10 protein-coding genes are annotated in these 12,149 nt (G+C 69.5%); 6 read left to right on the forward strand and 4 right to left on the reverse strand.

Annotation, left to right across the window (positions count from 1 at the left end):
- The first annotated feature begins 306 nt into the window (after window positions 1-306).
- The 6 genes from MCHT01_RS19760 to garD all read left to right on the forward strand — a co-directional run bounded on the left by MCHT01_RS19760 (window position 307) and on the right by garD (window position 7,467).
- A complete protein-coding gene (locus MCHT01_RS19760) occupies window positions 307-906 on the forward strand; it encodes a hypothetical protein (protein WP_067067737.1) in 600 nt (199 codons plus the stop codon).
- 100 nt (window positions 907-1,006) lie between these two features.
- Window positions 1,007-1,474 carry a nuclear transport factor 2 family protein gene (locus tag MCHT01_RS19765; protein WP_067067739.1) on the forward strand — a complete coding sequence of 156 codons (468 nt, stop codon included), beginning with the start codon at window positions 1,007-1,009 and terminating at the stop codon, window positions 1,472-1,474.
- 281 nt (window positions 1,475-1,755) lie between these two features.
- Complete coding sequence (gene kdgD / locus MCHT01_RS19770; protein WP_067067742.1) at window positions 1,756-2,670, forward strand: 5-dehydro-4-deoxyglucarate dehydratase; 915 nt, start codon at window positions 1,756-1,758, stop codon at window positions 2,668-2,670.
- Window positions 2,671-2,813: 143 nt separating this feature from the next.
- The gene (locus MCHT01_RS19775; protein ID WP_067067744.1) at window positions 2,814-4,253 is read left to right on the forward strand and encodes an aldehyde dehydrogenase family protein; all 1,440 of its coding nucleotides are present in this window, start codon (window positions 2,814-2,816) and stop codon (window positions 4,251-4,253) included.
- Between the two features lie 201 nt (window positions 4,254-4,454).
- Window positions 4,455-5,822 carry an MFS transporter gene (locus tag MCHT01_RS19780; protein ID WP_067067746.1) on the forward strand — a complete coding sequence of 456 codons (1,368 nt, stop codon included), beginning with the start codon at window positions 4,455-4,457 and terminating at the stop codon, window positions 5,820-5,822.
- Window positions 5,823-5,883: 61 nt separating this feature from the next.
- A complete protein-coding gene (gene garD / locus MCHT01_RS19785; RefSeq protein ID WP_169806172.1) occupies window positions 5,884-7,467 on the forward strand; it encodes a galactarate dehydratase in 1,584 nt (527 codons plus the stop codon).
- A gap of 168 nt (window positions 7,468-7,635) precedes the next feature.
- Here the strand turns inward: garD and MCHT01_RS19790 are convergent, their stop codons facing one another.
- The 4 genes from MCHT01_RS19790 to MCHT01_RS19805 all read right to left on the reverse strand — a co-directional run bounded on the left by MCHT01_RS19790 (window position 7,636) and on the right by MCHT01_RS19805 (window position 11,877).
- The gene (locus MCHT01_RS19790) at window positions 7,636-8,223 is read right to left on the reverse strand and encodes a PAS domain-containing protein (RefSeq protein WP_084453054.1); all 588 of its coding nucleotides are present in this window, start codon (window positions 8,221-8,223) and stop codon (window positions 7,636-7,638) included.
- 81 nt (window positions 8,224-8,304) lie between these two features.
- A complete protein-coding gene (locus tag MCHT01_RS19795) occupies window positions 8,305-9,306 on the reverse strand; it encodes a flagellar hook-length control protein FliK (RefSeq protein ID WP_067067750.1) in 1,002 nt (333 codons plus the stop codon).
- 184 nt (window positions 9,307-9,490) lie between these two features.
- Window positions 9,491-10,369, reverse strand: a complete 879-nt coding sequence (locus MCHT01_RS19800) for a flagellin N-terminal helical domain-containing protein (RefSeq protein WP_067067752.1) — start codon at window positions 10,367-10,369, stop codon at window positions 9,491-9,493.
- Window positions 10,370-10,545: 176 nt separating this feature from the next.
- Window positions 10,546-11,877 carry a class I SAM-dependent methyltransferase gene (locus MCHT01_RS19805; protein WP_067068059.1) on the reverse strand — a complete coding sequence of 444 codons (1,332 nt, stop codon included), beginning with the start codon at window positions 11,875-11,877 and terminating at the stop codon, window positions 10,546-10,548.
- Window positions 11,878-12,149: the final 272 nt, after the last annotated feature.

Below are 12,149 nucleotides of genomic sequence, written 5' to 3' on the forward strand. Positions count from 1 at the left end.
GCCCGCTGCGCGGGAGAGGGCGGGGGGTGAGGGCCGTCGCAGGCTGCGGAGCGTGAATCGCAGGCGGGCGAACAGCCAGGCTCTGGTGTGCCACGGCCCTCACCCCAACCCCTCTCCCGCGCAGCGGGCGAGGGGCAAGCCACGCGGACAGGCGATGGGCGATGGGCGATGGGCGAGGGGCAAGGCGCGCGCCAGGTCCCTCTGAAGCGCTTCGTTCTCGCGTGATGCCTTGTGTTCGGGGCTCCGGGGCCTAGAGTCCAGGTGGGCTCTCGCTGTCTTCCCGCGGCCGGGGCCAGGGAGAGTCCCATGAAGCGCATCCTGACCATCGCCGGCTTCGCGCTGGCCACCTTGCTCGCGCCGACCCCGGCGCGGGCCGCCTCCGCGGTCACCGGCGCGGTGAACTACGACGCGGCGACCAAGCTCTACACCTACACCTACACGGTCGACGCGAGCGCGCTCTCGTCGCAGGGCTACGTGGAGTTCGCCATCCGCGAGAACCTCCAGGCCAACTGGTCGGGGCCGATGCCCAGCCGCTGGACGCAACCCGACGGCTTCGGCTTCGTGATCCTCGCCGGCGGGGCGCCTCCGCCGCTGTCGATCTCGGGCTCGTACTGGTCGTGGATCAGCACCGAGGCCAACGCCACGTTCGTGGGGAATCTGGTGTTCTCCTTCTCGACGACGCGCGGCGTGAGCACCGACCCGGCCAACAACTTCTTCCTGTTCACCGGGGGCGGCACCAGCGGCCCGCCGGGCTACGAGGGCTTCGTCGACTTCGGCCACATCGTCGGTCCGTCGCTCGTCGACATCCCCGCGCCGACCTTCGTGCCGGAGCCCGGGACCGGCCTGCTGTGGTCGGTCGGGCTGCTGCCGGTGCTGTGGGCGGTGGGGAGAAGGCGGATCAGCTGAGGCGCGCGGGTGGGGCGCGCGGATCGAGCGCGCTAGGATGCGGCGCTCGTGCCAGCCGTGCGCCAGCCCTTCCTGATCTCCCATCGAATCGGAGTTGACGATGCGCAAACCCACCCGCGCCCTGCCCTTCCTCCTGGCCGGCGCGATGCTGCTGGCCGGCGCCGCCCATGCGGCGCCCGACGCCCGCGACCTCAAGCAGGAGGAAGCCAACCGCTCGCTGGTGGTCGACTTCTACGACCGCTTCTTCAACAAGCACGACGTGAGCGCCGCGAGCGTGGTCGCCGACAGCTACAGGCAGCACAACCCCGAGGTCCCCGACGGCAAGGCGCCGTTCGTGTCCTTCTTCAGCGGCTTCTTCAAGGAGCACCCGAAGACCAGCTCGAGGATCGTGCGCACCGCCACCTCGGGAGACCTGGTCTATCTGCATGTGCATTTCCGCGCCGAACCCACCGACCGCGGCTCCGCGGTCGTCGACATCTTCCGCGTCGAGAAGGGTCGGATCGTCGAGCACTGGGACGTCGTCCAGGACGTGCCCGAGAAGGCGGCGAACAAGAACACGATGTTCTGATCCACCCACGGCACCCGCGCGTGCCGCGATCCGGAAGCTCGTCGGGACGACGGGCTCCGGCGTCTGGCGACGCGCCGGGTCGGCCTCTGGCCTCGGGCCGGTGGCGGCGCCGTGCCACCGCTTGTCGCGTCAGCGACACCGCGCGATCCCACGGTAGGTAGATACCCGAAGTCGTACGACTTCTTCTTGAATCGAGTCATTGGTATCGCTACCATCAATTCCGATTGGTACCGCTACCAACACGTTCACCGCCACGATTCCTCCCGGAGACAAGTCCCGCCATGACCTCGCCCCAAGACCTGAAGACCACCATCTCCCACGGCCTGCTGTCCTTCCCGCTGACCGACTTCGACAGCCAGCTGAACTTCGCGCCCAAGCCTTACGCCGAGCGCCTCGAGTGGCTGATGCCCTATGGCGCCACCGCCCTGTTCGCCGCCGGCGGCACGGGGGAGTTCTTCTCGCTCGAGCCCAAGGAGTTCAGCGAGATCATCAAGGTCGCCGTCGAGACCTGCAAAGGCAAGATGCCCATCATCGCGGGCGCCGGTGGCCCCACCCGCGTCGCCATCCAGTACGCGCAGGAAGCCGAGCGCCTCGGCGCCCAGGGTGTGCTGCTGCTGCCGCACTACCTGACCGAAGCCTCGCAGGAAGGCCTGGTCGCCCACGTCCAGGCCGTGTGCAAGAGCGTCAAGTTCGGCGTGATCGTCTACAACCGCGGCGCCTGCCGCCTGACGCCGGAATCGCTGCTCAAGCTGGCCGACACCTGCCCCAACCTGATCGGCTTCAAGGACGGCATCGGCGACATCGAATCCTTCGTCTCCATCCGCCAGCAACTGGGTGACCGCTTCAGCTACCTGGGCGGCCTGCCCACCGCCGAGGTCTTCGCCGGCGCCTACCGCGCCATGGGCTGCCCGGTGTACTCGTCCGCCGTCTTCAACTTCATCCCGAAGACCGCCATCGACTTCTACAACGCCCACGCCGCCGGCGACACCGCCACCACCGACCGCCTGATCCAGGAGTTCTTCCTGCCCTACATCGCCCTGCGCAACAAGGGCCACGGCTACGCGGTCTCCATCGTCAAGGCCGGCGCCACCCTGATCGGCCACACCGCCGGTCCGGTCCGCCCGCCGCTGTCCGACCTCAAGCCCGCCGAGGTCGACGAGCTGGGCGCGCTGATCTCCAAGCTGGGTCCGCAGTAAGCGATCCCGGGGACGCAAGACCTGGCCCCGCGCCCGGCGTCGCGTCCCCTCCCCTTCAGAAGGCCGATGGCCACGGCGATCGGCGGCAGCCGGCGCGGGCGTCCAGCACGACCTGCGCGCACAGAGCGACGAGAGAGCAGTCCATGTTCAAGAACCTGATCAACGGCGAGTGGGTCGAAGGCCCGCGCGTTTCCCGCAACATCAACCCCAGCGACACGCGCGACGTGGTCGGCGAGTACGCCCAGGCCGACGTGGCCCAGACCCGCGACGCCATCGCCGCCGCGCGCGCCGCCTTCGGCAAGTGGAGCCTGTCCACGCCGCAGCAGCGCTTCGACATCCTCGACGCCGCCGGCAACGAAGTGCTGGCCCGCCGCGCCGAGCTCGGCGACCTGCTCGCCCGCGAGGAAGGCAAGACCCTGCCCGAGGCGATCGGCGAGGTCGTGCGCGCCGGCAACATCTTCAAGTTCTTCGCCGGCGAGGCGCTGCGCGTCGGCGGCGAGACGATCCCGTCCGTGCGCCCCGGCGTCGGCGTCGAGGTCACCCGCGAGCCCATCGGCGTCGTCGGCCTGATCACGCCCTGGAACTTCCCCATCGCCATCCCCACCTGGAAGCTCGCGCCCGCGCTGGCCTTCGGCAACACCGTCGTGCTCAAGCCGGCCGACCTGGTGCCCGGTTCCGCCTGGGCCCTGGCCGACATCCTCAAGCGCGCCGGTCTGCCGGACGGCGTGCTCAACCTGGTGATGGGTCGCGGCTCCGAAGTCGGTGCCGAGCTGCTCGAGAACCGCGGCGTCGACGCGATCAGCTTCACCGGCAGCGTCGGGACCGGCCAGCGCGTCGCGGCCGCCGCCGTCGCGCGCGGCGCGAAATTCCAGCTGGAGATGGGCGGCAAGAATCCGTTCGTCGTGCTGGACGACGCCGACCTGGACGTGGCCGTCGCGGCCGCCGTCAACAGCGGCTTCTTCTCGACCGGCCAGCGCTGCACCGCCTCCTCGCGCCTGATCGTCACCGAAGGCATCCACGACCGCTTCATCGACGCGGTCGTCGCCAAGATGAAGACGCTCAAGGTCGACGACGCCCGCAAGGCCGGCACCGACATCGGCCCCGTGGTCGACGAGCGCCAGCTGGCGCAGGACCTGGAGTACATCGCCATCGCCAAGGCCGAGGGCGCGACCCTGGCCGCCGGCGGCGAGGCGCTGCCGACCAACTCGGCGGGCGCGCCCGGCTTCTATCTGACGCCGGCGCTGTTCACCGAGACCGCGGCCTCCATGCGCATCAACCAGGAAGAGGTCTTCGGCCCCGTGGTCAGCGTGATCCGCGCCAAGGACTACGACGAAGCGCTGGCCCTGGCCAACGACACGCCCTTCGGCCTGGCCACCGGCATCGCCACCACCTCGCTCAAGCACGCGACGCACTTCAAGCGCCACGCGCAGGCCGGCATGGTGATGGTCAACCTGCCGACCGCGGGCGTCGATTACCACGTGCCTTTCGGCGGCCGCAAGTCGTCCAGCTACGGCCCGCGCGAGCAAGGCCGCTATGCCGCCGAGTTCTACACGACGGTGAAGACCGCCTACACCCAGGCGTGATGCGAGCCTGATGCAGACCTGATGCAGAACTGACCACGAGTCCGATCGCGCGCATGATCCGGGTCCAGGCCCGGATCGAGATGCGCGACGGACACGACGGGCCCTGGGGCGCCCGCCGTTCGCTGACATGGAAGCCGGCTGGAGATCTCCGCATGCGGAGACTCCCAAGAGACCGGCCCTCGATTTCGATCCGGAGACAACATGCAGTTATCCCTTTCCTCCTCCGCCGCCGGCACCGCCGGCCGCGTGCGCTACGGCGTGCTGGCGATGATCTTCATCGTCACCGTCCTGAACTACGCCGACCGCGCCACGGTCGGCGTCGCCGGTCCCGTCCTGTCCAAGGAACTGGGCATCGACGCGGTCCAGATGGGCTTCATCTTCTCGGCCTTCAGCTGGTCCTACGTGCTGGGCCAGTTGCCCGGCGGCTGGCTGCTGGACAAGTTCGGCGCCAAGCAGGTCTATGCCTGGAGCATCCTGCTGTGGTCGCTGTTCACCATGCTGCAGGGCTCGGTCCATTACATGGGCATGGATTCGATGCTCTTCGGCCTGCCGCTGGCGGTGAGCGCGCTCTTCCTCATGCGCCTGATGGTCGGCCTGGCCGAGTCGCCCTCCTTCCCCGCCAACGGCCGCATGGTCGCCGCCTGGTTCCCGGTGAAGGAACGCGGCACCGCATCGGCGATCTTCAACTCGGCGCAGTACTTCGCCACCGTGCTGTTCGCGCCGATCATGGCGTGGATCGTCCATGCGGTGGGCTGGTCCGAGGTCTTCTACTTCATGGGCGGCCTGGGCATCGTGATGAGCGTCATCTGGATGCGCACCATGCACAACAGCCCGGCCGAGCATCCCTCCGTCTCCGCCGCCGAGCGCGAGCACATCGAGGTCGGCGGCGCGCTGCTGTCCGGCAACGCGAAGTCCGGCAAGGCGGACAAGAAGGACGCGGGTCCCAAGCTCGCCTATCTGAAGCAGCTGCTGGGCAACCGCATGATGCTGGGCGTCTACATCGCGCAGTACTGCGTGAACGTCCTGACCTACTTCTTCCTGACCTGGTTCCCGATCTACCTGGTCAAGGAGCGCGGCATGTCGCTGCTCAACGCCGGCTTCGTCGCGGCGCTGCCCGCGATCTGCGGCTTCGCCGGCGGCGTGCTCGGTGGGGTGATCTCCGACTGGTTGCTGCGTCGCGGCCACTCGCTGACCTTCGCCCGCAAGGTGCCCATCGTGATCGGCATGCTGCTGTCGACCTCGATGATCGCGTGCAACTACGTGGGCATCGAGGCCGTGGTGGTCGGCATCATGGCGCTGGCCTTCTTCGGCAAGGGCCTGGGCGCGCTGGGCTGGGCGGTGATGTCGGACACCTCGCCCAAGGAGATCGCGGGCCTGTCGGGCGCGCTGTTCAACACCTTCGGCAACGTGGCCGGCATCGTGACGCCCATCGTCATCGGCTACATCGTGCAGACGACGCACTCGTTCAACGGCGCGCTGGTCTTCGTCGGCGCCCACGCGCTGGTCGCGGTGCTGAGCTATCTGCTCATCGTCGGCGAGATCAAGCGCGTCGAGCTCAAGCCGGTCTGACCGGCTCGCGCGTCGCGCAAGTCCTGACCCTCCCCAGGTTGATCCGACCCAGGAACCTCCCATGATCTCCTCCCCGCTGACCATCCAGATGCACGAGGCCGACAACGTGGCCATCGTCGCCAACGACGGCGGACTGCCCGAAGGCACGGTGCTGCCCTCCGGCCTGGTGCTGCGCAACCACGTGCCGCAAGGCCACAAGGTCGCGCTCGTGGACCTGCCGGCCGACGCGGCCGTGCTCCGCTACAACGTGCCCATCGGCTACGCGCTGCAGGCCATCCCGGCCGGCAGCTGGGTGCACGAGCGCCTGCTGCGCATGCCGCCGGCGCGCGAGCTCGAGGGCCTGCCCATCGCCACGGTGAAGGCGCCGGTGATGGCGCCGCTGGAGGGCTACACCTTCGAGGGCTACCGCAATGCCGACGGCTCGGTGGGCACGCGCAACATCCTGGCCATCACGCAGACGGTGCAATGCGTGTCGGGCGTGGTGGAGTTCGCCGTCGAGCGCATCAAGCAGGAGCTGCTGCCGAAGTACCCCAACGTCGACGACGTCGTCGGTCTGGAACACAGCTACGGCTGCGGCGTCGCGATCGACGCGCCGGACGCGGTGATTCCGATCCGCACGGTGCGCAACATCAGCCTCAACCCCAACTTCGGCGGCGAGGTCATGGTGGTGAGCCTGGGCTGCGAGAAGCTGCAGCCCGAGCGCCTGATGCCGCCGGGCTCCATCCCGATCGCGGATCAACGCGGCGAGCCCACGGTGACCGATGCGGCCGCGGCCGGCGGCCTCGACGTCGTGTGCCTGCAGGACGCGCAGCACGTGGGCTTCATGTCCATGATCGAGTCGGTGATGCGGCAGGCCAAGGTCCATCTGGAGCGCCTGAACGCGCGCCGTCGCGAGACGGTGCCCGCGTCGGAGCTGGTGGTGGGCGTGCAGTGCGGCGGCAGCGACGCCTTCTCCGGCGTGACGGCCAATCCGGCGGTGGGCTTCTGCGCCGACCTGCTGGTGCGGGCGGGCGCGACGGTGATGTTCAGCGAGAACACCGAGGTGCGGGACGGCATCGCGCAGCTGACGTCTCGCGCGTCCTCGCCGGAAGTCGCGGACGCGATGATCCGCGAGATGGCCTGGTACGACGAGTATCTGAAGCGCGGCAGCGTGGACCGCAGCGCCAACACCACGCCGGGCAACAAGAAGGGCGGACTGTCCAACATCGTCGAGAAGGCGATGGGCTCGATCGTGAAGAGCGGCAGCTCGGCGATCTCCGGGGTGCTGTCGCCGGGGGACAAGCTGCGCCGCGATCAGCGCGGGCTGATCTACGCGGCGACGCCGGCGAGCGACTTCATCTGCGGCACGCTGCAGCTGGCCGCGGGGATGAACCTGCATGTCTTCACGACGGGCCGGGGCACGCCCTACGGCCTGGCGGAGTGCCCGGTGATCAAGGTGGCGACGCGCAGCGACCTGGCGCGCCGCTGGCATGACCTGATGGACATCAACGCCGGCGAGATTGCCGACGGGGAGAAGTCCATCCAGGAAGCGGGTTGGGAGATGTTCCGGTTGATGCTCGACGTCGCCTCCGGGCGGCGCACCTGGGCGGAACGGCATGGGCTGCACAACGCGCTGGTGTTGTTCAATCCGGCGCCGGTGACTTGACGGGTCTGCGACGACCCCGAAAGACCCTCTCCCCTGCCCTCTCCCGCAAGCGGGCGAGGGAGTCGTGGAGCTCGCTGTCTTCGGTTGATCTCGGTGCAGGTTCACTCCCTCTCCCGCTTGCGGGAGAGGGCGGGGGTGAGGGTCTTCGGGCGCTGATGAACCCACGCCTCACGGCGCGGCCATCACCTGCCTGAACGACTGATCCAGGATCTCCGCCACCAAGTCCAGCAACTGCGAGACGTCGTCGCTCGGCAGCAAGTCGGCGGCCGGCGCCGTCGCGTCGTGCGCGCCCAGCAGCGCATGGAACGGCGTGCAGCCCAGCGCCGACGGCGAGAAGTTCTCCCCCAGATACCGATCGTCATAAGGCGCGACCGGCCGCGCGGTCAGATCGACCATCGTGCCCAGCATCCGCTGCACATTGCCGCGATGGTCGCGCGCCACCACCCGCCCCCGCGACAGCACCGTCCGGTAACCCGAACCGTTGCTCCGCAGCCGGAATCGCTGCTCATAGCTGTCGGTGAAGCCGTCGAAATGCGCCCTCAGCGACAGCATCATCGGCTCGAGGTCCTCCGGATGGACGCGGCAGCGCCAGAACGCGGTGCTGTCCGGCTGCTCCGGATGCGGGAAGCCCAGGTGCTCCTTCCAGCGCGGCGAGTAATGCACCAGCTCCAGCGGCGGATTCAGGTCCCAGACGCCGAAGGCGCCCTGCTCGACCGCCATCCGCCAGGTCCGGACTTCGTGATGACGGATCCCCATGGCGGGTGATCTTGCGCGAGGCCCCGGGGGTGGTCAATGTGGCATGCCCCCACGAACGGGGAATAGTGCCCGCGCGCCCGTTCAGGCGAGCGCCGCCACCAGTTCCGCCGCCGCGGCCAGCAGGTCCGGCGCCGATCGCATCGGCGGGAACGGGTCCACCGGCACCCACAGCGGCTGGCGCCGCCAGCTCAGGCGCTTGAGCCGGAAGCCCGCCCGCACCAGCGCCGCCAGCACGCGCGGCAGCTCGGCGCGCAGGGCCGTGAGCACGGCCTCGTGCTCGGCCAGCACGGTGATGGCCAGCGCGGCGCGCGAGCCCTGCAGCTGCAGGGCGACGGCCTCGCCCCGCCAGCGCAGCAGCACGCTCAGCGCGGGTTCGTCGTTCGGCAAGGTGCCCCCCGGCGATGACGAAGCCCCCTCCTCCGGCGGATGCCGATCCGCTGACGGGGTCGTGGGGCGATCCACCCGGACCCAGTACGGCAGCGGCAGCAGCCACAGCGGCTCTCCGGTCGGTCCGGCCGGCACCTGGCCATGGGCCAGCGCGATCGTCCAGGCGGAGACCAGCGCGGCGGGGGTGCGCACCGACGCGGCCTCCAGCATGGGCGTGCTCAGCAGTTGGCGGCGCCATTGCGCCAGGTCGGCGCGCAAGGCCGACAGCTGCCCCCAGGCGCTGGGCGCGACGCCGCTCCCGTTGCCGCCGTTCCCCGCGCCGGACGAGGTCCAGGCCCTCGACACCGACTCGCCGGCCGCGCGGCGTTCCATCACTTCCAGCTCCAGCCTCGGCGACACCGTGCGCACGCGCAGCAGCAACTGGTCACCGGGCTGCAGGTCGTCCAGCGGCGGCTCGATCAGCGTCAGCACCTGGCCGCTGTCCAGCGACTCCAGGCGCCAGCCGGCCTCCGGCGCGCCGGGCATGGGGCCGCCGGCCAGGCGCAGCACGCTGCCCGGCACCAGACCGGGGAGATCGCGCAGCACCGGCTGCAGCCGCGTCGTCGCGGTCACCGCGCCGACGGCGCCGCCGCTCGCGCCGGAGCCGATCGCCCCGATCGCGCTCACGCCGCCCGATGTCGATCCGGAAGCCGCCATGTCCCTCGCCACCTCCGCATGCGCTGCCGGAGCATCTCCGGCGGCCCGCCGGGCGCGTGGCGCTCGGCGGGCGGAATTCCCAAAGAGAAAGGCCGGACGTCGCCGCCCGGCCTTGCCGTGTCGATGCCCACCGGAAGCCCGGCGCGCGCGAGGCGCCCGGGGCTCCGGGGTCGATCGCGGACGATCAGCCCAGCAGGGACATGACCAGGCCGGACATGCTGTTGGACTGCTTCAGCATGGCGGTGCCCGATTGCATCAGCATCTGCTTGGTGGTCATCGTCGACGATTCGGCGGCGAAGTCCGTGTCCATGATCCGGCCCTTGGCGGCGGACGTGTTGGTGCTCATGTTCTGCAGGTTGTTGTAGACATGGTCCAGACGGTTGGCGGCGGCACCGAAGGTGGCGCGCAGTTCACCGACCTTGTCGATCGCGGTGCCGATGGTGGTCAGCAGCGTGTTGGCGGTGGCCGACAGTTCGGTACCGGCGGCCGGGGTGGCGGCGTACTGGGTCGAGATCGCGGCCAGCGAGGTCGTCAGGGCGGTCAGCTGCGTGCTGGCGTTCACCGACATCGTTTCGCCGGCGGAGGCGCCGATCTGGAAGTTCATCGCGGCGGACATCTTGCCCAGCGTGCCGTCGATGGTCGTGCCGTTCGAGAACAGCTGCGTGCCGCCGAAGGACGTGTTCTTGACGATGTTGGTCAGCTCGGTGCCCAGCGCGTCGTACTCGCCCTGCATGGCGGTCTTGTCGGTGGCGGTCGAGGAGGCCGAGAAGGCTTCCGTGGCCAGGTCCTTCATGCGCAGCAGGATGTTGCTGACTTCATTCAGGGCGCCTTCACCGGTCTGCAGCATCGAGATGCCGTTCTGGGTGTTGCGCTGGGCCACGGCCATGCCGCGGGTCTGGGAGTCCAGACGCGTGGCGATCTGCAGGCCGGCGGCGTCGTCCATCGCGCTGTTGACGCGGTAGCCGGTACCCAGGCGGGTCATCGAGGTGGCCAGGCTCTTTTGCGTCGAGCTCAGCGAGTTCTGGGTCGACAGGGCCGCGGCATTGGTGTGCAGGCTCAACATGGTGTTCGCTCCTAGAGAGTGGTCAAGCGCCTTCGCGCTTCGTTGGTCGGGGCATTCAGCTGCCCTCACCAGCACAAGACGACCTCCCGCCGGATCGACTTAAATCGCCGCGGCAAAAAAAGTTTCGCCGGCGCGTGGCCGGCGATTCCCTGGGGCCCGGACCGGGGTCCGTGCGATCAGCGCGCGTCGTACAGGTAGCGCCGCGTCAAGGGGACCGGGGCCGGCCCGCCGTCGCGCTTGCTGGCCAGGATCTGGTACAGGCCCAGCTCGCCGTTCTCGAACTCCAGCGCCGACGCCGCCATGTAGAGCCGCCAGATCCGGTAGTGCGCCTCGTCGACGTACTGCAGCGCCTGCTCATGGTGCTGCTCCAGCTTCGCCACCCAGGCCCGCAGGGTGCGCGCGTAATGCATGCGCAGGCCCTCCAGGTCGTGGAGCTCGAACTTCTGCTGCTCCATCACCCGCGTCACGTTGCTGACCCGGTCCAGTTCCCCGTCCGGGAACACGTAGCGGTTGATGAACTTGGACGACAGCGCCTGCCCCCAGCCGTCCTCCTCGTGGGTGATGCCGTGGTTCAGGAAGAGCCCGCCCGGCTTGAGCAGCCGGTGCACGCTACCGAAGTAGGTCGGCAGGTTCTTCAGCCCGACGTGCTCGAACATGCCGACGCTGGAGATCTTGTCGAACTGGCCCTGCATGTCGCGGTAGTCGCACAGGCGCACCTCCACCTGCCCCTGCAGGCCAGCGGCGGCGATGCGTTCCCGCGCCAGGTCCAGCTGCCGCTGGGACAGCGTGATGCCGACGGCCTTCACCCCGTAATGGCGTGCCGCGTGCATCACCAGTGCCCCCCAGCCGCAGCCCACGTCCAGCAGTTCCTCGCCCGGCTGCAGACGCAGCTTGCGGCAGATGTGGTCCAGCTTGGCCCACTGCGCCTGGGCCAGCGGCGTGTCCTCGGTCTCGTAGTAGGCGCAGGAATAGACCATCGCCGGGTCCAGCCACAGGGCGTAGAAGTCGTTGGACAGGTCGTAATGGAAGGCGATGGCCGCCTTGTTCTCGGCCCGCGTGTGGCCGCGCACCTGGCCCGAGCGCAGCTCCGCATCGCCGGCGCCGGGCGGCGGCGCCAGCAGCCGCACGGCCAGCCGCAGCCGGTCGCTCCAGGACAGGGTCAGCTCGGGGAGGTGGTCCTTGAGCTGCAGGGCGGCGAAGAAGTCGCCTTCCACGTCGATCTGCTGGGTGAAGTAGGCCTCGGCGAAGCGCAACGGATCCCGGCCCAGCAGCAGCTTGCGCAGGGCCGCCGGATCGTTGAGCACCAGCGTGAAGTCGGGCGCCACGCCCGGCGCCGCCTCGCGGCCCAGGCAGGTCTGCCAGTGGCCCAGCCGCAGGCCCATGCGGCCCGGGTAGGCGGAGAACAGCCGCTGCAGCAAGGTCAGGCCGGCGGGCGGCAGCGGAGGCGTGCCCGCGGCGCTGGCGATCGCCTCGGCGGCGCGGGCGGCCGACGGCGACGTGGGGGACATCAGTTCCTGATCCATGCAAGTCCTCGTCCGGAAGGGTCGAAAGCATGTGGGTCGGAAGCGGCGGAGGGTCAGTTCTTGCTCGCCAGCGGTCTGGCGGGACCTTGACCTGACGCCGGCGGCCCGGAGTCTTGAGGGCATATTAGCCACGCGCCCCGCCCTTTGGGGGCGGCCCCGGCCACCGGCCCCGCCCGGACAGGGGACTTTGGGCGACAGGCGCAAGCGACGTGCCCGGCCGGCCCGTTGCGCGCTCGCACGTCTCGCCCAAACGAGTC

Origin of the sequence: Mitsuaria chitosanitabida ATCC BAA-476 = NBRC 102408, assembly GCF_001598255.1 — a bacterium.
In the GTDB taxonomy this organism is placed as follows: Bacteria; Pseudomonadota; Gammaproteobacteria; order Burkholderiales; family Burkholderiaceae_C; genus Roseateles; species Roseateles chitosanitabidus.

Excerpts from the sequence above, each read along its gene's own strand:
- MCHT01_RS19775 (WP_067067744.1), top strand. The coding sequence starts at position 2,814 with ATGTTCAAGAACCTGATCAACGGCGAGTGGGTCGAAGGCCCGCGCGTT.
- MCHT01_RS19760 (WP_067067737.1), top strand. The coding sequence starts at position 307 with ATGAAGCGCATCCTGACCATCGCCGGCTTCGCGCTGGCCACCTTGCTC.
- garD (WP_169806172.1), top strand. The coding sequence starts at position 5,884 with ATGATCTCCTCCCCGCTGACCATCCAGATGCACGAGGCCGACAACGTG.
- MCHT01_RS19780 (WP_067067746.1), top strand. The coding sequence starts at position 4,455 with ATGCAGTTATCCCTTTCCTCCTCCGCCGCCGGCACCGCCGGCCGCGTG.
- MCHT01_RS19795 (WP_067067750.1), bottom strand. The coding sequence starts at position 9,306 with ATGGCGGCTTCCGGATCGACATCGGGCGGCGTGAGCGCGATCGGGGCG.
- MCHT01_RS19805 (WP_067068059.1), bottom strand. The coding sequence starts at position 11,877 with ATGTCCCCCACGTCGCCGTCGGCCGCCCGCGCCGCCGAGGCGATCGCC.
- kdgD (WP_067067742.1), top strand. The coding sequence starts at position 1,756 with ATGACCTCGCCCCAAGACCTGAAGACCACCATCTCCCACGGCCTGCTG.
- MCHT01_RS19765 (WP_067067739.1), top strand. The coding sequence starts at position 1,007 with ATGCGCAAACCCACCCGCGCCCTGCCCTTCCTCCTGGCCGGCGCGATG.
- MCHT01_RS19800 (WP_067067752.1), bottom strand. The coding sequence starts at position 10,369 with ATGTTGAGCCTGCACACCAATGCCGCGGCCCTGTCGACCCAGAACTCG.
- MCHT01_RS19790 (WP_084453054.1), bottom strand. The coding sequence starts at position 8,223 with ATGGGGATCCGTCATCACGAAGTCCGGACCTGGCGGATGGCGGTCGAG.